26 protein-coding genes are annotated in these 24,767 nt (G+C 39.2%); 1 reads left to right on the forward strand and 25 read right to left on the reverse strand.

All coding sequences use genetic code 11. The features are described 5' to 3' along the window. Positions 1-33: 33 nt before the first annotated feature. The 5 genes from Q8S11_RS00905 to uxaC form a co-directional block, all read right to left on the reverse strand. A complete protein-coding gene (locus Q8S11_RS00905; protein ID WP_305660192.1) occupies positions 34-1,383 on the reverse strand; it encodes a Gfo/Idh/MocA family protein in 1,350 nt (449 codons plus the stop codon). Positions 1,384-1,441: 58 nt separating this feature from the next. After that, positions 1,442-2,656, reverse strand: a complete 1,215-nt coding sequence (locus Q8S11_RS00910) for a Gfo/Idh/MocA family protein (protein ID WP_305660193.1) — start codon at positions 2,654-2,656, stop codon at positions 1,442-1,444. 14 nt (positions 2,657-2,670) lie between these two features. Beyond that, positions 2,671-3,714 (reverse strand): Gfo/Idh/MocA family protein, encoded by a 1,044-nt coding sequence (locus Q8S11_RS00915; protein WP_305660194.1) that lies wholly within the window; start codon positions 3,712-3,714, stop codon positions 2,671-2,673. A gap of 120 nt (positions 3,715-3,834) precedes the next feature. After that, entirely contained in the window at positions 3,835-5,145 is a 1,311-nt protein-coding gene (locus Q8S11_RS00920; RefSeq protein ID WP_305660195.1) for an MFS transporter, read from the reverse strand. A 52-nt stretch (positions 5,146-5,197) separates the two neighbouring features. Next, the gene (uxaC, locus tag Q8S11_RS00925; RefSeq protein WP_305660196.1) at positions 5,198-6,598 is read right to left on the reverse strand and encodes a glucuronate isomerase; all 1,401 of its coding nucleotides are present in this window, start codon (positions 6,596-6,598) and stop codon (positions 5,198-5,200) included. Between the two features lie 136 nt (positions 6,599-6,734). On the opposite strand from uxaC, the gene Q8S11_RS00930 reads away from it, so the two are divergent. Further along, entirely contained in the window at positions 6,735-7,748 is a 1,014-nt protein-coding gene (locus Q8S11_RS00930) for a sodium:calcium antiporter (RefSeq protein WP_305660197.1), read from the forward strand. Positions 7,749-7,750: 2 nt separating this feature from the next. On the opposite strand, the gene Q8S11_RS00935 is transcribed toward Q8S11_RS00930, so the two are convergent. From Q8S11_RS00935 to Q8S11_RS01030, 20 genes are all read right to left on the reverse strand, one after another. Then, on the reverse strand, positions 7,751-8,386 hold the full coding sequence (locus Q8S11_RS00935; protein WP_305660198.1) for a Crp/Fnr family transcriptional regulator: 636 nt from the start codon (positions 8,384-8,386) through the stop codon (positions 7,751-7,753). Further along, on the reverse strand, positions 8,386-9,816 hold the full coding sequence (locus Q8S11_RS00940; RefSeq protein WP_305660199.1) for an OprD family outer membrane porin: 1,431 nt from the start codon (positions 9,814-9,816) through the stop codon (positions 8,386-8,388). Before Q8S11_RS00940 ends, Q8S11_RS00935 begins: the two co-directional genes overlap by 1 nt. 37 nt (positions 9,817-9,853) lie before the next feature. Beyond that, positions 9,854-10,288 carry a DsrE family protein gene (locus Q8S11_RS00945; protein WP_305660200.1) on the reverse strand — a complete coding sequence of 145 codons (435 nt, stop codon included), beginning with the start codon at positions 10,286-10,288 and terminating at the stop codon, positions 9,854-9,856. 53 nt (positions 10,289-10,341) lie between these two features. Then, a complete protein-coding gene (locus tag Q8S11_RS00950; protein ID WP_305660201.1) occupies positions 10,342-12,030 on the reverse strand; it encodes a bifunctional UDP-sugar hydrolase/5'-nucleotidase in 1,689 nt (562 codons plus the stop codon). 31 nt (positions 12,031-12,061) lie between these two features. Further along, the gene (locus Q8S11_RS00955; protein WP_305660202.1) at positions 12,062-13,150 is read right to left on the reverse strand and encodes a c-type cytochrome; all 1,089 of its coding nucleotides are present in this window, start codon (positions 13,148-13,150) and stop codon (positions 12,062-12,064) included. An 11-nt stretch (positions 13,151-13,161) separates the two neighbouring features. Further along, a complete protein-coding gene (locus Q8S11_RS00960; protein WP_305660203.1) occupies positions 13,162-13,575 on the reverse strand; it encodes a DUF6691 family protein in 414 nt (137 codons plus the stop codon). A 3-nt stretch (positions 13,576-13,578) separates the two neighbouring features. Next, complete coding sequence (locus Q8S11_RS00965) at positions 13,579-14,133, reverse strand: YeeE/YedE family protein (protein WP_305660204.1); 555 nt, start codon at positions 14,131-14,133, stop codon at positions 13,579-13,581. Between the two features lie 10 nt (positions 14,134-14,143). Next, positions 14,144-14,980 carry a universal stress protein gene (locus Q8S11_RS00970; RefSeq protein ID WP_305660205.1) on the reverse strand — a complete coding sequence of 279 codons (837 nt, stop codon included), beginning with the start codon at positions 14,978-14,980 and terminating at the stop codon, positions 14,144-14,146. A gap of 17 nt (positions 14,981-14,997) precedes the next feature. After that, positions 14,998-15,243: a rhodanese-like domain-containing protein gene (locus tag Q8S11_RS00975; RefSeq protein WP_305660206.1), complete on the reverse strand. Its 246-nt coding sequence runs from the start codon at positions 15,241-15,243 to the stop codon at positions 14,998-15,000. A gap of 68 nt (positions 15,244-15,311) precedes the next feature. Further along, positions 15,312-15,623: a rhodanese-like domain-containing protein gene (locus tag Q8S11_RS00980; RefSeq protein WP_305660207.1), complete on the reverse strand. Its 312-nt coding sequence runs from the start codon at positions 15,621-15,623 to the stop codon at positions 15,312-15,314. 9 nt (positions 15,624-15,632) lie between these two features. Further along, positions 15,633-15,929 (reverse strand): thioredoxin, encoded by a 297-nt coding sequence (gene trxA / locus Q8S11_RS00985; RefSeq protein WP_305660208.1) that lies wholly within the window; start codon positions 15,927-15,929, stop codon positions 15,633-15,635. 6 nt (positions 15,930-15,935) lie between these two features. Beyond that, positions 15,936-16,172 carry a hypothetical protein gene (locus Q8S11_RS00990; RefSeq protein WP_305660209.1) on the reverse strand — a complete coding sequence of 79 codons (237 nt, stop codon included), beginning with the start codon at positions 16,170-16,172 and terminating at the stop codon, positions 15,936-15,938. Positions 16,173-16,262: 90 nt separating this feature from the next. Further along, on the reverse strand, positions 16,263-16,568 hold the full coding sequence (locus Q8S11_RS00995; protein WP_305660210.1) for a DUF202 domain-containing protein: 306 nt from the start codon (positions 16,566-16,568) through the stop codon (positions 16,263-16,265). Between the two features lie 10 nt (positions 16,569-16,578). Further along, complete coding sequence (locus Q8S11_RS01000) at positions 16,579-17,811, reverse strand: MFS transporter (protein ID WP_305660211.1); 1,233 nt, start codon at positions 17,809-17,811, stop codon at positions 16,579-16,581. 102 nt (positions 17,812-17,913) lie between these two features. Beyond that, positions 17,914-19,329 (reverse strand): rhodanese-like domain-containing protein, encoded by a 1,416-nt coding sequence (locus tag Q8S11_RS01005; protein WP_305660212.1) that lies wholly within the window; start codon positions 19,327-19,329, stop codon positions 17,914-17,916. Between the two features lie 126 nt (positions 19,330-19,455). Continuing rightward, complete coding sequence (locus tag Q8S11_RS01010) at positions 19,456-20,853, reverse strand: MBL fold metallo-hydrolase (RefSeq protein WP_305660213.1); 1,398 nt, start codon at positions 20,851-20,853, stop codon at positions 19,456-19,458. A 229-nt stretch (positions 20,854-21,082) separates the two neighbouring features. Next, positions 21,083-21,571 (reverse strand): methyltransferase domain-containing protein, encoded by a 489-nt coding sequence (locus tag Q8S11_RS01015; protein WP_305660214.1) that lies wholly within the window; start codon positions 21,569-21,571, stop codon positions 21,083-21,085. A 22-nt stretch (positions 21,572-21,593) separates the two neighbouring features. Continuing rightward, on the reverse strand, positions 21,594-22,412 hold the full coding sequence (locus tag Q8S11_RS01020) for a sulfite exporter TauE/SafE family protein (RefSeq protein WP_305660215.1): 819 nt from the start codon (positions 22,410-22,412) through the stop codon (positions 21,594-21,596). 130 nt (positions 22,413-22,542) lie between these two features. After that, complete coding sequence (locus Q8S11_RS01025; protein WP_305660216.1) at positions 22,543-23,640, reverse strand: VIT1/CCC1 transporter family protein; 1,098 nt, start codon at positions 23,638-23,640, stop codon at positions 22,543-22,545. Between the two features lie 116 nt (positions 23,641-23,756). Next, positions 23,757-24,362 (reverse strand): TetR/AcrR family transcriptional regulator, encoded by a 606-nt coding sequence (locus tag Q8S11_RS01030; RefSeq protein WP_305660217.1) that lies wholly within the window; start codon positions 24,360-24,362, stop codon positions 23,757-23,759. Positions 24,363-24,767: the final 405 nt, after the last annotated feature.

Raw genomic sequence — 24,767 nt, forward strand, 5'->3', positions numbered from 1 at the left:
CTTAGATCTTTAATTCGGCTCTGGGGCTTCAGTTTATACTTTCGGTTCCCAGCCCTTCTGATACTCTCTTTTCCAAAGTTTCATCGCACCCCTATCATTTAAAATATGACCATTTTTAGGATCAATATTTAATGTCCTGCCGGTGCGCTGAGCAATATTACCAAGCTGACATAACAGAGTACTTTGGTGTCCACCATAAATATCTGCTGCCAGCGGGGTTCCGCTCTTTATACCGCTAAAGAAATTTTGAATATGAAAAGCGTCCAATTGCTGCGAAGGACTGGTCAGACTGCTGGTATCAACTTTTATTTCGTTCTTGGCTTCCTTAATAAGATTGTTTTTCAAATCAAAAGCTTTATATGCATTACCACCCCCTATCACTAAGGTGCCATTCTCACCATAAAATATAACACCTACAGTATTGCCTTCAATTGGAAATGGATTACAACTTCTGCCTTCCCATGTTATGGTTGACTTATTCCCAAACTCTATATTAATATTCTGAGTATCAGGAGCTTCCCAATCATCCTGGTAACGATATCTTCCACCGGCAGAACTTACTTTCGTTGGATATTCAACCTGAAGGCCCCAACGGGCAAGATCGATCATATGTGTCCCATTATTCAGGGCTTCTCCGGTACCCCAGTGCCAGAACCAATGCCAGTTATAATGGATAAGATTATCCTTAAACTCACGTCGTGGTGCAGGGCCCTGCCAAAGATCATAATTCAGCCATTCAGGAACAGCGGTAATTTTACCCACTCCTATGGATGGCCGGTTATTAGTATACCAGGTTTTTGCAAAATAAGGTCGACCAATAATTCCTCCGTGCAATTCAGCGATACCGGCAGCAACATTCGGCCATGAACGGCGCTGATTACCCATCTGAATCACATTTTTATATTTATTGGCAGCTGCCACAAGAAGTTCCCCTTCGTGCGGATTATGGCTGCAAGGCTTTTCAAGGTAAACATGTTTTCCGGCTGCCGAGGCAAGCAGAGCTGCCGGCGCATGCCAGTGGTCAGGTGCAGCAATCACAAGGGCATCAAGCTGTTTATCTTCAAGAGCCTTTCTAAAGTCAGGCTGATCCATCGGCTGCGAGTTCTGTATCTTCGTTACAGTGCTGATACATTTTTCGCTTGCACGTTTATCTACGTCACAGACATAACGAATTTCACAATTCTTTTGAGCAGCAAAGTTTGACGAGAGTGCAAGTCCACGACTATTCACACCCATCATTGCAACCTGAATACGCTCATTTGCGCCCATAATTTTTGAATAGCTGCTTGCACTAAATCCGGGCAAAACACCTCCAAAAGATATTGCGGCAGCACCGGTGACTGTCTTTTTAATAAAATCCCGGCGGGAATCTGAATTTTTCATGTTTATTAATTAATGGCGATCAAACCTATGTTTAATATTTTTTTATTTCTATTGGAAGCTAAATATCATATTCAGTTTTCCAGTACTGTGTTGTTTCGGTTTCAGCAGCTTTATTTCCCATATGTACAGCAATAGCTACATCCTTGCCGGTTCTGACATTAGAGGCTGGCTTCTTACCTGTTAAAATACATTCAGCAAAATCACGAAGGGCATAAACTGTTGGATCCAGCACCAGACTATCTTTATGAAAAACAACAGGCTGTCCTGTACCTCCCGGTGAAACTTCAACAGTTGCCCCTGTTACCCCATCAACTGTTCCGATGGTTTTAGTTTTTGCTTCAGGATAAATGAATGCCCTGTCCCTTAATATCTCAATCGTGCCTTTAGTTCCAAGAATACGAATGGAATAACCTTTGTATTCATTTGTAAGTATTGATGTAACACTGGATTTTACACCGCCCGGATACTCATAAACCAATCGGATATTATCAAAATTATCCCGGCCGTCTTTCCAGAAATCAATTCCCCCGAATCCGGTAACTTTAACAGGATGACTATCCTCAATCATATTAACCATGTCGATTTCATGTGCACTAAGCTCAGAAAGAAGTCCCCCGCAATATTCCTTATACATCTTCCAGTTAATAGCACGCTCCATTTTGGGGTCACTGACAGGTTTACGCCAGCTATCATTCCGGTTATACTGGCACTCATAATGAAATACCTTTCCTATCCATCCTTCCTTAATGATCTCTTTAACCCTATGATACAAGGAATAATACCTGTATTGATGCCCAACCTGAAATACCAGCTTTGATTGATCTACCAATTTTACCAGATGAAGAGTCTGAGGTATATCATAAGCCATCGTTTTCTCTACATAAACATGCTTCCCAGCATTTAAAGCAGCTACAGCCATTGGAAAATGTAAATGAAGTGGTGTTGCAATGATCACCGCACGAACGTTTGGATCATCTATCAGTTTCTGATAATCAAAATATCCTTTGGCATCTTTATCTGCAAGCCTCAAGCCCGCTTTTAGATGTGCTTCGACAATATCGCAGCAAGCTACAAGCTCAATATTACGAACGTTTGCCAGAGTCTGGGCAAGTCCCAAACCTCGACTACCGGAGCCAATCAGTCCGACACGTACCTTATCAGTTTGAGCCGGCTGATTGAAATCAAATCCCTCAGATCCAAAGGCCGTAAGGCCTGTCAATGCCAAAGCACCAGTAGCGATAAACTTTCTTCGCGATTGATCTTTATTCTCCATTTTTCTGTTGTGAATTATCTGCTTTTCTTTGGCACTCTGGCATACATCGCAGCCAGACTTACAGGCTTTCCACCTTTACGTTTACTTTCATCTGCAGCTTCCATGAAAGCACACATATCAAGAGTATCCACTGAACTTACTGGAACTATCCCGGTTTTGAAAAAATCTGTTATCTGTTTTAATAACGGGTTATACCCTCCATATTCACCAATCTGAACAGTTGCTTTTTCTGTGAATACAGTACCACCATAACCAAGTTTCCCTGAACGTAGTCCACGGAAAGTACCAACCCTTCCATCATTCCAGGTTCCAACAACAACATCCACGTCAGGTGAACTTGCTCTGACCACTTGCTTACATCCTGGTCCCATTACGGTGAACAGTGTTTCCACCCCATGGATACCATACCAAAAAAGATCAGGATGTGTACTCTCCAAATGACACGGACTAAAAGTTTCAGCACCCAGTACTTTTCCGTACTTTCCGCCGGCAATCTCTTGTGCCCCAACAGAATATCTTAATGAAGAAGCAGAGAATACGCCTACATTAGCCTTTTTAGCCGCAGAAAATATTGCAGAAGCATCTGCAAGTGAAGCTGCTATCGGTTTATCAATAAAGAAGCGCTTACCAGCAGCGATCACCTGTAATGCCTGTTCAAGATGTAAACGTCCATCATTGGTTTCAAGAAGTACAAAATCCACTTTATCTAAGAGACTCGCAATTGAATCGGTAATTTCAACGCCCATTTTTTTTACATCTTCAATGTAACCGGGTATGCGTTCATAACTACTTTTTATATCCTTGCTGCCATACGGATATGCCGCTACGACTTTAAATCCACTATACTCCGGACCAGGATTTGGGCTATTCAGGGCTTTAGTGAAAGCGATTACATGGGAAGTATCTAAGCCAATGATCCCAACCCGGCTACCAACTGCAGCTCCATACCTTGATGAGGTGTAAAGACTTTCTGCAAAGCTATTAGCACCAATTCCAATTCCTGCAGCAGCAAGTGCTGTTGTTCTGATGAACGTTCTACGGTTCTGATCTGTTTTCATATTAATAAATAATGTTCTTTATGATTTATACCCTTCCGAGATGTTTAACACGGTCGGCATATCGAAAAGTAAAATAAATAGCTCAATAATACAAATAATGTAATGAGGTGTGGAATAATGTTACTCTATCTTCTTCATATGAGGCTTTATTGGAGTCATTTTAGGAACCAAAACCCTGAACATTAGAAACCAGGCGATCAGATAGGCAGTTCCACAAAAGAGAAACAACATATAATAGCCAGTTTGAATATCTCCGGCAGCCTTATAATAATCAAGCAAATAACCTGCACTCTTTGCAACCATAATATTTCCAAAACCTCCGAACATACCACCAATTCCTATAACTGCACCAATGGAAGTTTTGGGGAACATATCCGAAACCGTAGTCATAATGTTAGCCGACCATGCCTGATGTGCTGACATTCCGATTCCAATAATGATTACTGCATACCACATATTAAATGAACCTGCCCATTGCGAGAACATGACCATTAAAGGGATGGTAGCATAGATAAGCATAGAGGTTTTACGTGATCTGACCATAGACCAACCCTTATTTTTACTGAACCACATTGGCAACCATCCTCCAGCTATACTCCCGATTCCCGCAATCAAATAGACCACAGCAACAGGAATACTCACCTCAAGCCCTACCAATCCATACTCTGAAATCAAAAATGCCGGAAGCCAAAACAGAAAAAACCACCATACTCCATCTGAAAGAAATTTTCCAACAGCGTAAGCCCATGTTTGTTTATACGTTAAAAGTTGTTTCCAGGGAATTACTGCTTCGGCTTCACCTTCATTGGGGATTGCAGATTCCTCATCGCTATTTATATGCGCAAGTTCTGAAGCTGAGATACCTTTATGCCTTTCCGGTGTTTCATAAAGAAGGAACCAGAAAATCAACCATAGAAAACCAACCGCTCCTGTAATAATGAAGGCCATTTGCCAGCTGTAAGTTACAGCCAACCAGGGAACAATAAGAGGTGCAATGACAGCCCCAATGTTCGTACCGCTATTAAATATACCTGTTGCAAATGCTCTTTCGCGTTTTGGGAACCATTCTGCGACAACTTTAATAGCTGCCGGAAAGTTACCAGCTTCGGTGACCCCTAAAAATGCGCGTACCATCACAAATCCGAAAGTGGTCTTTACAAATGCATGCATAATTGCGGCTATACTCCATAATATAAGTGATACCGCATAACCCATTTTACTCCCAATCCTGTCGATGATACTTCCAACCCCCAGCATTCCAAGAGCATAGGCCAGTTGAAAAGCAGCTACAACATTTGAATAATCAGTTTCAGACCAATTAAATTCCTTTTCAAGGTATGGTTTTAACAGACTGATTACCTGACGATCAAGATAGTTGATAGTAGTAGCGAAGAACACCAATGAGCATATCGTCCAGCGATAGTTAGTCATTTTTTGCATACAGATCGATAATTAAGCTCGTTAAAATGGGGTATCCAATCCCCTATGATTTAAAGTAATTCTTAGCGTTAAAGTAACAAATATTCTGAACCATTTTCCCCAACCATTGAATATCGTTGGGCAATTCCCCGTTCTCAACATCATTCCCAATCAGATTACACAAAATTCTTCTGAAATATTCATGCCTTGGATAGGACATAAAGCTTCTGGAATCAGTAATCATTCCAACAAAACGACTTAACAAACCCATACTTGAGAGTGAATTAATCTGATCAACCATCCCGAATTTCTGATCCAGAAACCACCAGGCTGAACCGAACTGGATTTTACCCGGCACAGTTCCATCATTGAAATTGCCCGCCATTGTAGCAAACATCTCATTATCAGCAGGATTGAGATTGTAAATTATGGTTTTTGCAAGTCTGTTGGTTGAATCAAGTTTATTTAAAAATCTGGACATGCCTCGCGACTGTGAGAAATCGCCCATGGAATCAAAGCCGGTATCGGGGCCTAGCTCGGAAAGTAATCTTGAATTATTATTCCGTATAGCCCCAAGGTGATATTGCTGAACCCAGCCTTTTTCATGATCCCAATGAGCCAGATTGAGAAGCATACATGACTTAAACTTAAGTATCTCGATGGGGCTGAGAGCCCCCCGGTTAAGGATTTTAATAAATATTTGGTCTATTTCTGAATCTGTATAATCTTCATAACAGAGTTGTTCCAGACCATGATCTGAAACAACACAATCATTCTCTGCAAAATGATCGTGTCTACTTTTTAATGCAAGCAAATACTGACTGAAAGTATTTATTTCAAAACCAGAAACAGCTGCCAACTTTAGGATGTATGCCTGAAGCTCGCCCAAATTATCTGCATTCATAGCTTTATCAGGCCTGAAAGAGGGCCGAACTTTCACAGAAAAGCCATCGGCTTTGATTTTCTGATGGAAAACCAGGTCATCCAGCGGATCGTCGGTGGTTCCTATACTTTCTACATTCATTCTTTCAATCATCCGTTGAATTGAATATTCGGGTGTTTTAAGTTTTGCACTGCATTCATCATAAATCTGTCTTGCAGTTGCAGGCGAAAGAATTTCGTAAATATCAAAATAACGCTGTAATTCCAGATGGGTCCAGTGATAGAGAGGGTTTCTGAAAGTAAAAGGTACAGTTTCTGCCCATTTTTCAAATTTCTCCCAGTCGCTGGCATCACCAGTGATATACTTTTCAGGGATGCCATTGGCCCTCATGGCACGCCACTTATAATGATCCCCATATAGCCAGATTTGGGTAAGGTTTTCAAAATTTGAATTTGCAGCAATCTGATCAGGGGGGAGATGGCAATGATAATCTATAATTGGTAAAGCAGCGGCATATTCCTGAAATAATATCTGGGCAGTACTGGTCTCCAGTAAAAAATTCTGATCTAAAAAATTCTTCATTTATAATTATTCCTTTTATCCTTTCAATAGCGAATAGCAATATCTGAAATTATATTCTTAAAGTATAGGTCAAATAAATAGAATATCTTAATTTGGAAAGAATTCTTAAATTTTACCGCTTAATATAAAATTTAAATTGGACTCAATTATTCTAAGCTTTGCTGGCTTTCTTTCCTGCGCACTATTAATTGTTTTTTCAGGGGTAAGACTTTCAAAATATGGAGATCTAATTGCTGATTTAAGTGGACTTGGAAAAGCCTGGATTGGATTAATTCTAATGTCGGCAGTTACAACCCTGCCTGAATTATTTTCTGGATTCAGTTCTATACTTATTCTAGAAAAGCCTGATATTGCTGTGGGAGCTGTGTTTGGAAGTTGTGCATTAAATCTCGCTATTCTTGCCTTTCTGGATTATTTTGTTCCTGGGAAACCTATCTCTTCAGTAGTTACTAAAAGTCATATTCTGGCTGGATTCTTAGGAATGATCCTGATTACATTATCAGTAATTGAAATCAATTTTGGTAAATTATTACCAGAGAACGAATGGTTCGGGATTTTTCCAGTAATCATAATCATCATTTATCTAATTTCTATACGTATCATTTTTGAAAATGATAAGAATCAAAAAAGAGCAGTTGATAGCTCCTCAAACGCAACTCGAACACAAGAGACAAAAATCTTATTAAAAAAGGCAATACTTCAATTTCTGATTTATGCAGTACTTATCGTAGCTGCTGCTCTGGCTCTGCCATATTTTGCTGAAAAATTAGCACAGGAAACAGGAATTTCCGAGTCATTTATTGGGACATTGCTCGTTGCCGGCTCTACTTCATTACCAGAATTGGTGGTTTGTATTGCCGCTGTCAGAATGGGAAGTATTGATCTGGCGGTAGGGAATTTGCTGGGTGCCAATATATTCAATATGTTCATTCTGGCTATTGACGATTTGATTTATACTGATGGACCGATATTGTTGGCAACAAATCCTAACCATGCACTAAGTGCTTTGGTGGCATTATTGATGACTTGTGTTATTAGTATCAGTATATTATTTGGATCACCAAAAAAACGATTTGCTTTAGGGATAGATGCGATAATAATGATACTTCTCTATGCAGGCTTATTGAGCGCACTTCATTATTTGGGATAATATCAGCTAAACGAAGCGAGCAATTTAATTTCGTTGCGATAAAGAATAATTTTTTTATCGTTTTCAAGTTGTTTTAATAAACGTGATATCACCACACGACTAGTCGCCAGCTCATCTGCAATTAGTCCGTGGGATGTCTTAATCACACTTGAACCGCTCAAACGCTGCTTCTCTTTCAGGTATCCAATCAGACGTTCGTCAAGCTTATGAAAAGCAATACTCTCGATCGATTTTAATAACTCTATAAAACGTTCATTAAAACTACGCATGATATAGTTCTTCCAGCTTGGATAGGTACAAAGCCAGTCATCCAGCTTAATATGCGGGATCGCAATCAGCTCAACATTATCCTCGGCAACAGCTTTTACCTCACTTTTTTTTGCTTCCAGACAGCAGCTATATGCCATAGAGCAACTGTCATTACTTGAGAGATAATAAAGCAGGATTTCATTTTGTTTCTCATCCAAACGATAAACTTTCACTGTCCCTTTCAGTACAATAGGCATCATCCGGACATATTTACCATAGTCCATGATTAAATCCCCTTCTTTAAAGGTTTGAAGGATTCCGAACTGTTGTATTTCCTGTATTAACTGAGGTTCGAAAATACTCTTGAATATATCCAGATTTGCTAACATCAAAAATGAAAGTTTAATACAAAATTAGACTGTACCATATTTACTTTATTGATAATTAATCGCTTGTTACCATAAGTTTCACCATTGTTTAATTTGGCAACGAGCAGAAGCTGAGCTTCTAACCCCTTTAAGGTATTTGTAAAGGTATATCTAATATCGGTATTTATCTGAGTATATGAGGGCATCCCATACTTATTCAAGTTATAATTCTTTGTATCAGGCAAATGATAATATCCTGCTGCAACAGAAGTTTTGAATCCAGATTTTGGGAAGCTGTAATTCACTTTAGCCATTACAGCATCCAGGTCTCCGAATCCTTCATTTCGCTCGCGTGGTAGAAAAGTAAAAAATGGATCCCTTCCCCATTCCCTTGGGACTAAATAACGTCCCTGAGCTGTGATACGATTATAGTTGAGAGAAGTCTCTAATCCATTGTTTTTCCAGGCTAACTTTGCTCCGAAACTCAATGATTTTGCTCCTTTTAAAAAATAGGTTTCTGACTGATTTGAATTACCTCCATTATTTATAGCATCCTGTCTAATAACCTGTGCCGAAGCCATCAGAGTTGAATTATCTTTAAGAGGTAATGAGATGTCAGTCTGCAACATAGCCGTGTTAAACACGTTCTCAGCGAACATATTCCAGCCCAGCAGTTTAATCTGTTTGTTAATCGTTGTAGTTACACCTACCAAAGCCACTCCATTGCTATGTATTTGTCCGCTATATAGTGATGGGGTACCATCTGGATTCACACCGGTAGAATAGATCCCTATAGTTTCACCCACGCTATACCATTTAGTAGTACTTCTCGGAGAAATACCATATAACCAGCCTGCTTCAATTTTGGTTCCTTTTATTTCATTTATCTCTGCCCATAAGCCCTCCACACCGGTTGGTCGCATCCTTCCATCCTGAAGATTAATAAATGGTGTATTCAGCAACTGCCGGCCAAAGATCAGAGAAGACTTTTTGTAATTATATTTCAGGTAAAATTCTTCTAAACGATCTATATCTTTCTTGTTTGAAGCATCCTCAAGATCAAAAAGACCTATTTCATAACGATTATACTGTCCACTCTGTGGATCAGGAATCGTCAGGTCTGAAGATCCAATATTGAAAATATAAAAACCGCTGATCCCGAACTGGAAATTATGATACTTTGCCGTTTCGAACCGCAGGCCCCCACCGGCTGCATTCGCATAATAATCAGTTAAATCCTTTTCATTCAGGGTTATCATATTGAAATACCTGAAATGACCCTGCACATTTCCATTTTTGAAAGCACCTAATACAGACTTGCTGTCTGCCGAATCCATCCCCTTGCCTTTGTACATTTCAGGACGCTCAGAAACTTCCTGATGCTGGGCTAATACAATAGTTGGAATCAGGAAAAATATTAGCAAAAGGATTCTATATATGAAATTTTTCATATTCAAAATGTTTAAAATAAGATGATTTAAAAGGGTTTTAGAGTTTGATGTAGCTCCAGCCTTCCTGCTGCTTTTTAGCTATTTCCAGTACCCCTGAAATAACAGTCCCTGCCCCGGCAACTAACTGGTCTGGTGTAATTTTTCTTTTTTTCATTGCAAACTCACAGGCAACAAAACTTACTCCCTTATCTGCATAAGCTTTGATCTCCTGCTGCACAACGGAAGTACTTTTCACCAGCATTCCTAATCCCCCACCATGACAAACTACCTCTACCTGCATATCAGGAGCTACTCCAAAATAGTTATTCAATTGACTCATGAGTGTTTGATGAATAAGCGTGTCAGCTGAAGTAAGCTGGAATACAATCTTAAGTCCTTTATAAGCATCGGCCCGGGGATCTTTAGAAACACTCTGAGCGTTGATACTATTTGAGAATACAAACAATACAAGGATAAAAAGGAGTTTTTTCATTTGTATCAAATTAATTTTAATTAAGATTAAAATTTTTTTATGTATTAAATTCGTTAACGAAATTGATAATCCACACCAGTTACCTGAGTCAAAAGGGTTTGAGGGGCATCTAAAACCTTGGCAGACAATGGAGGGCTAGGAGTTACCGGTGAATTTACACTTAAATATTCTTTTAATACAGAGTGTAATGTAAATTTGGTATTTATCGGGTTGGCCACCCCTCTCATACGGCAGAGCATATCTTCAGGATCCCCTTCACGTTCACATGCACAGATTCTATAGGTCTTAGCCAGATCCAATGGCATACCGTTAACTTCCACATCTTTAACTCTACGTCCATATTCCTCAAAAGCCATAAAACTAATTTTCATGCCTTTAAACTTGATTACCCAGCCTCCAAGCCGCTGTGAAGCATCTTTGGCGAAAACATTATTCAGTTCTTTTTCAAGCCAATCGAATATTTGCTTCCCGCTAACTGAGCCGGTTCGAACCACACTGTCCACAGGGAGCATATCAAAAATATAACCGTTTGTAATCGGGATATTTCCTGTTTTATCAGGACTCGCATTCGGCGGACAGAATCGAAAACCATTGGATAAAACAATATCAGCTTCTTTAATTTTCCATTTTAAGGCATCAAGTATCAGGGTATCTATTGTATTTTCAATTACAAAATAACGATATAGCGGCAATGTGCTATAGCCAGCAATATGATTGATATCATCTTCAAATGGCTCTTCATGAATATCTATTAATTTAGAAATCCCCTTATCAGCTTTATATTTTTGTGAATCAATTTCAACGAGTGAATAGGTATCCCCAATCACCTTTCCATCTTTTATCCGGAGATCAAGTTTTCCAACAAAAGAACCAAAAGCTCCCGGTTCAACTACCTTTGAATAGCGACACTGAATTGGCTTTCTTACCCTTTCATGCGTATCGCCACCTAAGATATAATCAACACCCTCACATTCGGGCAGATTAGCCAAATGAATCTGTTGTGATAAGCCAAGGTGGGAAAGTAATAATACATAGGCACATTGCTCCTGATTACGCAAAACATCGACAAAATGAGCCAGGTTTTCTTCAGGCTTTGTATAAATAATTCCTTTACTATAACTTGGCGACTGACGTACAGGAACCAATGGATCTGTATATCCAAGAAAACCAATTTTAACACCTCCAACATTCCAGATATGGTAGGGTTGAAAAATTAATTCCCCTTTTTTTCCATTTCCAAGATCATGATACATATTGGCACAAACTTTCGGAGCATTTAATGCCCCCAATAAAGTCTGCATGACTTTTTTGTAATAAACCACCTCCCAGTTACCCGGTAAATAAAGGTCGTAACCAAGTTCATTTAAGACCGGAACCATTGCTTTACCGGAGGTTTTTACAGCTAGTTCACTACCCTGAAACATATCCCCGGTATCAATGATAAAGGTATTTGGATTCTTTTTTTTCTCTTTTCTAAGATAAGTTGCCAGATGAGCATAGCCTCCTGTCTTACGAAAAACAGCCTGATCATTTTCCCAAAAAAGTTCATCATGTGGATGAATCTGACAATGCACATCCGTAGTTTGCAATATCGAAAGGGTAAATTCCCCATGATTTTCTGCTACTGCAAGACTCTCTGACGCCTCGTTTGCAATCGCAAAAAGCGGATTTGCAGAAACCAGAGCAGCACCGGCACTCATGGCACCCATTTTTCTTAAAAAGCCCCTCCTGTTATTTTCCATATTGCCTGGTTTGGGAATTCAATTAATATTGTTAATTCTTTACGGCTAAATTCTTTTTTAAAAATTCTGCACTCTTCTTTTGTTCTTCCACTATGGGTTTGAATGGTCCGAATTTATGCTGCTCTTCTGTAAACTTATCTGAATAAGGTCCAAAAGGATGATCGATTGGTTTTTTGGATTTATCGGGCCAGTCAGTTGGAACATTTACGTGCGGGCGGGCTTGCGAATTAATATAGGCAGCAACATCCCAGGCCTCTTCATCACTCAGTATCGGGTTTTCATAAGTAGCACCTTGCGGCATATTATCTCTCACATATTTAGCAAAGTTTGATATGCGGTATAAACCTGCACCATCATTATAACTGTTCTTTCCCCAGAGTGGAGGGAAAGCGTACTCTGTTTTATCAGAGTTCAAAAAACCTTCCCCATCTGACTGGTGGCAGCTCTCACATTTTAAAGTATAAACCGCCTTGCCCTTAGCCGGATCAGCAGCCCTGTCAAGATAGGCAAGATCCCTGAAGCCCGAACCGGCAGCCTTTTCACCCTTCTTTACATTGCTACCGAGAAAATTAATGTAGGCAACAATAGCCTTCATTTCTTTACTTTCTGTATCCAATGCCGAACCGTTTAAACTCCTCTCAAAGCAATCATTCACCCGCTTTTCAATACTTTCCTCCGTTCCACTCCTTGCCCTGAATTTTGGATATAATGAAGCTACTGAACCATAATTATTTGCAAATACTGCTGTTCCAGCCTTCAAATGACAGTTCTGGCAATTCATCCCGTTACTGATCTGCATAACAGACCCATTTGGACCAAGGTATTGAGATGTATGGGCGATAAGTTGCTTTCCATACTCAACCTCTGCTTTTTGATCCGCATCAGTGATAGTATTGACCTCAGGTGCAATCCAAAATTCCTGAACAACAGATTTAACTTCAGCTATTACAGCCTGGGTATCCTCTAGCTTGACTTTAGGTCTTTTTGGCAGATTGATCAGATAAGAGCCCAATGGAAGAGCAATAATAATTACAATCAATATTACCAATAAGTTAATGAGCTTTCTTATAACAGAAAACAGATCCTTAGTTAAATCGCCATCATCATGCTTCTGAGACATTTCCTAAAATATTAGTGAGGTAATTTATTCTTGATTAGTCCGTACAGGTAGGTTCCAACTATTGCAAAGAAAAACACAATAGCCATCGCCCAGTAACCATAGCCGATATTCACTACCATAGGTCCCGGACAAGCACCGCTCAAAGCCCAGCCGAGTCCGAAGATCGATCCGCCAATAAGGTATCGTGAAACGGATTTTTCTTTCGGATTGAACATAATTGGGTTACCATGATAATCTCTCATACGAAACCTTTTGATTAAGGCTACTCCTGCCACTCCAAGGGTAACTGCAGTTCCAATGATTCCGTACATATGAAAAGCCTGAAATCGGAACATTTCCTGTATCCTATACCAGGAAACTGCTTCAGATTTTGTCATTACGATACCGAAAACTATACCCAGCAATAAAAATTTTACAAACTTCATATCTTAAAATATTAAAGGAAGAAATAAATAGGTCATTAGCAAACCCCCGATAAAAAAACCCATTACGGCTATCAATGATGGAACCTGAAGATCCGATAAACCACTGATTGCGTGGCCGGAAGTACATCCCCCGGCATAACGTGATCCAAAGCCAACCATTAATCCTCCGAAAGCCAGGAGAAGAAACCCTTTGATGGATAAAACCGCATCAAGTCCGAAAAGTTCAACAGGTTGCAAGGATACAGGAGCAGCAATACCCAATTTGGATAAATCCTGAATAGTTGCCTCAGAAATCAGAACCGGAGCATCCGTTGAAAGGAATTCCCTTGTAATAAAACCACCCAGAATTGCACCTACAAGAAAAACCAGATTCCAGGTTTGTGCTTTCCAGTTGAAATCAAAAAATTTAGCTGATTTGCCCAGACCTGCAGCTGCACAGATCGTCCTTAAATTTGAAGAAAATCCAAATGATTGACCGAAATACAATAAAAAGAACATGATAGCTGCTATCATTATCCCCGAGAACCACCAGGACCATGGTTGTAATATAAATTCCATTATCTTTTTTTTAGTTGTTTAAGTGAAAAGAAATAATCGGCTTGAAGAGATGATTGATCAATTTCTCTGTGGCGCTTTGATGGAAAAGACCACCTTTGCCATGAGTACCAATACAAACAATATCCATATTAATCATCTGATTGAAATGGATAACACCTTTCTCCACATCTTTATCATTGATCAGATGACATTGGTAGTTTGAAATACCATTTAATTCAGCAAATTGAACCATTTCAAACTCAACTTTTGCCTTTTCTGCATCAACATTTCCCGAAGTGATCTGCAGGAGGTGTATTTTGGTATCAAATGCTTTTATTAGTTTATGCATTAAATCCATATTTTCTTTAGCCGGCTGACTAAAGTTATGGACCAGCAGAATATTCCGGATCTGAAGATCAGAGCGATCACACATCAGAGAAAGTAATGGTGTCTTAGATTTACGGGATATGATCTGAGTTTCGGAACCCGAAAGTTTTTCTTTTAACCCAGTGGCACCTTTGGTCCCCATTACAATCAGATCGAAGTGATTCGACTCTGTAAATCTTAAAATCGCATCAGTTGTTTTTCCAAGTACCAGGTGGGTGTTTATATGATCCCCATACAATACTTTCAGATTTGCAAGTTTTCTTTCTGCAATATCCTTCTGCTTTGTTACATAGTTAATATCAATCTCACCACAAGTTTGAATAGTTCCTGATGAATCTAATGTAACGGTATCGGGTACGTTCAAGACATGCAAAAAATGAATATCTATTGTGGTTTTTTCTTCAAGCCTTTGCACCATCAGGTAAGCAAATTCTGCCTGAACAGAAAAATCTGTTGGAATTATAATTTTTAGTGTCTCCATTGTGATCAAATATTAAATTAATTCAGTGAAACATTCTGCCAGGCTCCCTGATTCTCAATATTGGAAATACCCGATTGTAAAAGGATACTTCTTGCAATATTGGCTCTGTTACCACTTCTGCATACCAAAATTACTTTATCAAACTCACGCAAACTATCTACATAGGTTTCAATTTTATCAAGAGGATAATTTACACTACCTTCTGCATGTCCATCCAGATTAAACTCATCTGCTGTTCTTACATCAACTATTACTGTTTTCATTATAATTTTTTTATTTTTTTTAAAATTCTTTCAGTCTGGTGTTTAAACCTGTACACTGATACTCAGAATTAACTTACAAACTGATTAACAATTTCTACAGTCCCACCGTTCACAACATTAGTAAAACCATTTTGCTCTAAATATGATTTTGCCTGAGAACTTCTGTTCCCGCTGCGGCAAAAGACTATGATGTGCTTCTTGTTTTTGAATTTTGCCAACTGTGATGGTATGCTGTCAAGAGGAATATTTACGGAACCTTTTACATGATTCTGAGAAAATTCACGGGGAGATCTGACATCAACCAAAAATGCCCCTTCATTTATTATTCCGGTAAGATCCTGCTTTGCAGATCTTCCAAATAGCCAACTAAATATACCCATTATCTTATTTTAAACTGTAAATTTTTTAATCACTCCAACTAATCCGTTCTTCTGAACGACTCCACTTTGTCGCCATAAAACCTTTCCCTGCTTAAATAATATCAAAGTTGGAACTCCCTGTACCTGATATGCAGCAGCTGCCTGGGGATTTTTATCGACGTCAACTTTCAGGATGCTTACGGCATCCCCTATTTCCTGTTTTACATCTTTCAAGATTGGTGCCATAACCTTACATGGTCCGCACCACTCTGCAAAAAAATCAACAAGCACCGGCTTGTCTGATTGTATTAATTCGTTGAATGTCATAGCTGTTTATTTAACTTCTTCATAGCTAATGTCTTGTGATCCATTATCCTTCTTTACAGGTGGAGCAGCACAGGCACCTGCACCGCAACAAGAGGCATTAAAAACGGCCATTCCTGTAAAAAGTAAACCTATCAGACCAAACAATATATCCGCAGCCATCACGGCCTGAACCAGGATCACCAGTCCAATTCCCAAACGTAGAAATCTGATGATGTTCCAGTTACTAAAAATTATCTCTTTCATGTGAATATGTTGTTATGCTAAATTATATAACAAAAGTAAGGACTGCTTGCGGCGATTTGGGTAACAAAGGTTACAAATGAAATTTCAGATTTAGCTTTTGTCTTCCGGGATATAATTCCCAATATGCTTTCGACTATCTCTGAGTTTTCGTTTTTGATGATAAAACCTGTATAGTCCGATAAAAAATATCAGCAAAGCGATTATCCAGAAAGCGATTTCCAGATACCATCCGTAGCTAAGATTTAGCAGGCTATTGAGCGTCATACCTGCGATAGCAAAATATAAGGAAGTTCTCACAAAAGCCAAAAGGGTTCTGTCAATGGCCATATCAGTCCTTTCAATCGCCAGATTTTCACGAAGGATAAGATCCCTGTTTAAAATTTCATTCGGTTTCATATCTCTTTAATTAATAAACCGGCACACAATAATCACTCTTCCAGAATAACTTATTTGTGCAGCACATCCGCCGGTTCGCTATCGTTCCTGCTGTAGCTGTTATAACCGCCACAATGAAAAGGGCATTGACAATTCCAAAGGCATCTGCTAATATCCCACTTAAAATGGCACCAAAAACATAACCACTATCCCTCCATAATCTGAAGATACTCAGGCTTTCGGCGCGCTGTGATGGATGGGTCCCTTCGGCTACAACCGATAGAAAGTTAGGATAGACCAGTGCCGTACCGAATCCAAGCAAAACCGATGCGAAAATTAAAAAGGGTAAGGAAGTTGCCAGTGCCATGATGATGATGGCAAGAGCCTGCAAAAACATACCTGAAGTGATAATCTGTTTTTTACAATGACTGTCCCCAAGTTTTCCGGTAAATAATTGCGAAATCCCCCATACTGCAGGATAAATTCCTGCAATAATTCCAATCTGGCCTATTCCAAAACCTTTTTGCATGAGCAGCACTGGCAATAAACCCCAGACAACCCCGTCATTAAGATTATTTACTAAACCATTTAATGTTACTGAACCCAAATTTTGATGTTTCCAGCTTGTTTCCTTCCAAACATTCTCCAGCAGCGGTACTTTACTAGTCAGACTTTCTGCATTTACGAAATGGGTAGTATCCTTAACAAGGAAAATTGTGGTTAATAATCCTGCTATTGAAAATATAACTCCGGGGATAAATGGGAAAAATGCATAGCCATAATCCAGTGCAATTGAACTTGCCAGCCAGGCAGCAAGGCCTACCGAGAGATAACCTGCAAATTCATTGATCCCCATCGCCAGACCGCGGTTCTTTGATCCGACAAGATCAATTTTCATAATTACAGTTGCACTCCAGGCCAGACCCTGGTTTATCCCTAATAAAATATTAGCAGCGATAACCCAGTTCCAGTCTGGAGCATACATTAATAAAAATGGTACCGGAAGTGCGGCAATCCAGCCAATGATCAGGATAGTTTTACGGCTTAGCTTTTTGGAAAGCTGTGCTACAGCATAATTACTCAGGGATTTACTGATACCGAATGCAACAATGAAAGACATTAAGGCAGTGTTGGCATTGATACCGAATTCCAGTTTCCCGAAATTGGGCATGATTGATCTTTCCAGGCCAATCATTGCACCAACAAATGCATTCACTAACACCAGTAAAGCAAATTGATACCTGTTTTTATGTAAACCCTGCATAATTCAATTTAAGGATAAATTCAAAAACTCAGATGTATTATTAACAAAAAGGAGGTATTTAAAAACACCTCCCTTTAAAAATTTTAGAATTTATACAACAGATCAGGCAGGCATCACCTTAGTCTGGCAAACGAAATCTGTTCTTGGAATATTGGTATTGGTGATTGCTCCAAATCCACCGGCTATTTCTGTGAAGTTTCTGTAACCTCTTGCCTGAAGTATTGATGCCGCCATCATACTGCGGTAACCACCTGCACAATGTAAAAAGAAATGCTGCTTAGGATTTACGTCCTTAATCCAATCATTTATATAAGCTAAAGGCCTGTTGTAGGCATTTTCAATATGTTCTGCAGCATATTCGCTTTCTCTGCGTATATCAAGTACCATATCCTTACCAGGTCGGAATTCATTTTCAAACTGTTCAGCAGTAATACGATCAACTACATCAGCTTCCTTACCTGAATCTAACCAGGCTTTGAATCCGCCTTTTAAATGTCCAAGAATATTATCAAAACCTACACGGCTCAAACGGGTCACTGCTTCTTCCTCATTTCCTTCATCAGTAACCAATAAAATTGCTTGTTTTACATCGACAATCAGTGCTCCAACCCATGGTGCAAAATCGCCACCAAGGCCAATATTTACTGATTGCGGGATAAATCCTTTGTAAAAAATTGTATTATCCCTGGTATCAAGGATTAAAGCATCCGTATTTTCGGCTGCTGCCTCAAACTCATCAGAGCTCAGTGCTCTCATGCCATTATTCAAAACGGTATCAAAGCTTTCGTATCCTTTCTTATTCATGGCAACGTTCAGACCAAAATAAGCCGGAGGTGGAAGCAGACCCTCCGTAACAGCTTTCACAAAAGATTCTTTATCCGGCTGATTCAATGCGTAATTGACCTTCTTTTGGTTACCCAAAGTATCTACGGTTTCTTTCATCATATTTTTGCCGCAGGCACTACCGGCACCATGGGCAGGGTAGACTATCACATCATCTGCCAAAGGCATTATTTTGTTATTCAGACTATCGTAAAGTAAACCTGCAAGTTCATCCTGTGTCATATGTGCTGCCTTCTGTGCAAGATCCGGACGACCTACATCACCCAGAAACAGTGTATCACCGCTGAAAATACAATGATCTTTTCCAGTCTCATCTTTCAACAGAAAAGTTGTGCTTTCCATCGTATGCCCCGGAGTATGCAAAACTTTGATCGTAATATCACCTATTTTAAATTCCTGTCCGTCGCTTGCAGAAATACATTCAAATTCGCAGGTTGCGTTAGGACCATAAACAATCGGAGCTCCGGTTTTGCGGCTCAGATCAACGTGGCCACTGACAAAATCGGCATGAAAATGAGTTTCAAAAATGTATTTTAGTTTAACCCCATCCTTGCTAAGTCTGCTAAGATAAGGTTCCACCTCACGCAGTGGATCTATAATGGCAGCTTCGCCATTGCTGGTGATGTAATACGCACCTTGTGCCAAACATCCGGTGTAAATTTGCTCTACATTCATTTTGTTAATTTTGATACTACAAAAATCGTGAATATTAGCAGTCATAACGGTAACATTTGTTGCAAATAAAAAATTCGCCGGAAATGAATCCGGCGAATTCTAACACTCACCTTAAAGAACCCCCGATTATGAAACTAATGGTTCCCCTCTATTCACCCACTCATTAATACCACCTGAATAATTGGCGATATTAGTAAAGCCATTTTTGACGAGAATTGAGTAGCCAATTGCGGCTCTGTCTCCACTCTGACAGTGAATCACTACCTTTTTATCTTTACTTATCTTATCCAGATTCTGTGGTAATGTTCCCACAAATACATTGTCAGCATTTGCAATATGACCCGAATTAAATTCGGTAGCACCCCTTAGATCTACAATCTGTACATCCTCCTTCATCAGCTTTTTAGCTTCTTCAATCGAGATCACATTTGCTTTTTCAAGTTTCCCGCCAGACTCTGTCCATACTGAAGTTGATGGAACATATCCGTAGATATTGTCCAGGCCAATACGCATCAGTTTTCTGGTCAGATCATCCAGATTTGATTCATCAGCCAGAATAATAAATTGCTCATCATACTTCAGGAACCAACCTGCCCAGGTAGCAAAAGAGTTGTTGCCCTGAATATTCATACTTCCCGGAATAAATCCTGCAGCAAAATCAACTTTATCCCTGGCATCCAGAACTTTCATACCTTGATTCATCGCTTCTTTCAATTCTGAGGATGATAGTTTTTTCAAAGCAGGTACTTCTGTCAATAATGGACGATCAACTTTATTAAGTTTCTTCATCATTGCAAAATACTTTGGAGGCTCAGGCTGATCTTCTAATAGGTACTGAACGAATCCCTGCTCATCATTATCATATTGAAATGCCCAGTTTCTTACCTTTTCATACCCAACAGTTGTACTTGGAACAGCTCCCAAAGCTTTTCCACAAGCTGATCCTGCACCATGACCCGGCCATACCTGAATATAATCAGGCAATGCTGAGAACTTACTGATCGACTTGTACATTTCTATGGCTCCGGCATTCATTGTACCTACCATACCTGCAGCTTTTTCAAGCAAATCAGGACGGCCGATATCGCCTACAAATACAAAATCTCCGGTAAATAACATCACAGGTTCCTTTGAAGCAGGAGTATCCGTTAAAAGAAAACTGATACTTTCAGGAGTATGCCCAGGAGTATGCATCACCTCGAATATCAGATTACCCATCTTTACAATCTGCCCATCTTTTAAACCGATATGATCAAACTCATACTCCCAACCTTCACCACCTTCATCCGAAAGGTACATATCAGCCCCGGTCAATTTGGCCAGCTCACGTGAACCTGAAAGAAAATCAGCATGGATATGCGTTTCGAAGACATGAGTGATCTTCATGTTATTTGCCTGGGCAATTTCCAGGTAAGTATCCACATCACGCTTTGGATCAATAACTGCAGCTATTCCGGCTTTCTGACAGCCGATGAAATAACTTGCCTGCGCAAGGCTCTTGTCATAAATGTGTTGAAAAAACATATGTTCTATTTTTTAATTTAATTAATTAGTTAGTTTCTATCTTCTTTGAATTTCTTATACAAAGGTCGGGACTAATCTAAAAACAGTTGGTAACATTGGTTACAATCAACCAAATTTGATTAGATTAATTTATTCTCCAGAATTACAAACAACTCTGAACAAGCACGTTTGGAGAAAGAATTATAGCATGACTCAAAAGTTTTGAAATTAAAGGCATCCCGAAATAATGTCAGATACTCAGTATCTCTTCCTCCAAATGGAGGGCCCTGCATTTCAAACTCCTTATTAAAAAAACTCCGGCAAGTTTTCCCCCTTCAGTAAGAAGGCCTTTCATGGTCTCAACATAATTTTTACGAAGTTTTGGGTCGAGGGCACAAAAAAAGGTGTGCTCTAATATCAGATCATACTCAGCTTTGTGAGTAAAGAAATCTCCCAAAACTATTTTGATATTCTGATTTAATTGAAATTTAGATTTTAATCTTTTTACCAGATCAGGTGCAATATCAAGGATAGTGATGTTCTTAAAACCCTTCTCCAATAGGTATTCTGCCTCATACGAGTTGCCGCATCCCGGAATGAGAATCTTTAAATTTTTATTAGTTAACTGATCTATGTAGGCTTTTAAAGGGGGAGAAACCTGACCCAAATCCCAACCAGTGTCATTTAAACAATAACGTTCATTCCAGAAATTTTCGTCAAGATTAAGGTCTTTGTTCATCTAAGCTGAATTTTTAAATATCCTAATGACCTCCTCCTGCTGATGGGAAGAATAATTCTTTCACAAAAATGTAAATACCCATAACCAGCACGAACCAACCAAAAGATTTTTTTAGTTTTTCTCCGCTGATTTTCTTAGCCAGATATATACCAATGAATATCCCTATTACCGCCAACCCTGTAAATGTTCCAAGCAGCTTCCAGTCAATCATCTGGCCGCCCTGAAGATCTCCAATAAAACCAATCAATGATTTTGCAGCAATGATAAACAGTGAAGTTCCCACTGCAAGTTTCATTGGCATATGAGCCAGAAGTACCAATGCCGGAATGATCAAAAATCCACCACCAGCACCTACCAAACCGGTAAGTAAACCTACCAAAGTTCCCTCAAGCAATATCATAGGATAATTATATTTCAAGGGTGCATCGTCTTCTTTATCACAATCAATACAAGGCCTGATCATACTTACAGAAGCCAGAATCATGACAATGGCGAACAGAACCATAATACCGATGGATTTGGTAATAACCAATGATCCGATTGTGAAGAGCTCAGATGGAATTAAAGGAAGGAGCCACATCCTGGTCAGATAAACTGCTATAATGGATGGAATTCCAAAGATCAGAACAGTTTTAAAATCTGCTCTTTTCTGAATTGCACTTTGAATACCTCCGATAAAAGCGGTTGAACCGACTATAAACAAAGAATAGGCTGTAGCCAATATAGGATTAACGCCCATTACATAAACCAGAATCGGTACTGTAAGTATAGAACCACCGCTTCCAATCAAGCCTAGTGAAACCCCAACGAGTACTGCCAATATATAACCTAAAATTTCCATAATGTCTTTTTATTTGAACACAAAGGTCTCAATAGCAAACCCGATTTATGGTTACAAAAGTTACATTTAGCAATAACAGTAAAATTAAATACGCAGGCTGAATTGATCATAATCAGAAGCAAAATCCAGCTTAGCCAAGAGATACACCAATGATTGTACCAATTCCATAGGTTATTGCAGCTGCAGCAAGGCCAAAAAATACTTGTCTGAATCCTGAAAACCAGATACTTTTTCCTGTAAATAAAGTAATAGCCGAACCAATTAGGAACAGACCCAGTGCACTTAAACCGGCACTAAGCAATACAGCATTGAGTCCGCTAAGAAAGAAAAAAGGAATGACTGGAATGATCGCACCAATAGCAAATAAAATGAAGGAAGTAATTGCGGCCTCCATGGCTGAACCCTGCAAATCTTCTGCATTAATGCCTAACTCTTCCTGTACCAGCATTTCATGAGCCCGGTCCTTATCAGAGATGATGGCCTTGGCCATAGACCTTGCCTGCGGTTCCGGAATTCCTTTTGAAATATAAATCAAAGCCAGTTCTTTTTCTTCACCCTCAGGATTTGCTTCCAGTTCTTCCATCTCCAGCTGCATTTGATTTTCATAGAGTTCCTGAGAACTTTTTACCGAAATCCATTCCCCCAGGGCCATTGAAAGTGCACCCGCCATCAGTCCGGCAATACCTGTTAACAAGACCTCACTTTGACCGCTTGTTGCACCAGCGATACCCATCACCAGACTGAAATTTGAAACCAGTCCGTCATTCCCTCCAAGAACTGCTGCCCTGAGCGCATTGCCACCTACAGACCTATGCCTCTTTTCGAACCTGGCGAGATTTGAACCGGAAATATCCTGATAATTATTTAAGATATTTTTAAGAATTGTTACATGCGAGGTATCGGATATTGAAGGGGCTGCATTACTTTTCCCTTTAACCTTGACAATTGAAGATGAAATGCTCTTTTCGGTATCCAGCAATACCCCAAGTATATAATCATACCCGAATACTTTACCTATAAAACTCAAAACCTTTGCCCGGCCTGAAGGCGGGGGTAAATGAGAACTATCCAGCTTGTGTTTCTTCAGAAAGGCCAGTGCATGACTGTACTCAATTTCACTCATTTCATTGAAAACGCTGGCCACATTAGGATCCTTTTCGTTTTCTGCGAGGATCTTATACAGAAAGCATGTATCTACCTCTGTCTGGATATTTTTCAAGTTAATCATAGTGAAATGCGGATTTTCAGGCTTATGAACAACATATAAGATGTGTTTATCGCAAAAAACTGATATTTATTAATAAGGAATCTCAAATATTGAGCCGGGAAATTAAATTGGATTATTTATCGGGATCCTCCATTTCGGTTCCCGATACCATCTACAAGTATATCAACAAGTACATCAAAATATTCTTCCGACTTGAAGTCGCATAGAGTAACGCTGAGAGGTAAGCTCAATCCTCTGAAAGCTGCAATAGAAGCAAAAGAACACTTTTCTATCATTTCTGGCGACAATTCCCTGAATTCACCGGATTGCACGCCACCAATAATAATTTCCTTCATCATATCAACCTGAGTCTGATCATACCTTTGCTTGAGCTCATGAAGTTTCTTCATACCATCAAAGATTTCCTCTTTGACAATCTTGCTAAGATTCTGATAACCAATAATTGAAGAAAGATTGGTCCCGAGAAATGCTTTCAACTTCTCCTTAGCTGTTGTAGCACTATTTATGGCTTTTCTAACTTTCTGTATATGACTCTTCATTTCATCATCGACAACCGCCTCAAAAATCTCATTTTTGCCAGGGAAATAATAATAGAGCGTGCTTTTACCCTTACCGGCTGCCTCGGCAATATCCTCCATCGTGGTTTTTTTTAATCCATGATGTGAAAACAGACGTTTTGCGCCCTCCAGTATATCTCGTATGATTAATTCGTCTTTCAACATTTATCACAAAAACATATCGACCATTGTTTAAATATAGTCTAAAAGCTAATCAATTAAAAATATGGGGCTATAAAAATTTTTATGAAACTCCTTAAATAAGAAGTCTTTACAAAACCACCGGTGTAATCATGGACTTCAATCAACTGAACTTTGTTCACCATAATCCTTGCTCTCGATCTTAATATCAATTAAAAAGGACATTTCATAAACTATTTTTAACTTTTAGTCTAATTTATTAACTGAATACTATAGCCGGCTGTCTGCCTTACACTCTAAAAATCATCTGATTGTCAAGATATAAATATCAATAAAATCCTCTCGATTGATAATCAGTGACTTGCAAATGAGAAGCTGAATTATAAATTAGCAAGAACTTGGCAAATGAAACTTTTAGACTAATTTTGT

It is taken from the genome of Daejeonella sp. (assembly GCF_030695525.1).
Lineage (GTDB): Bacteria > Bacteroidota > Bacteroidia > Sphingobacteriales > Sphingobacteriaceae > Daejeonella.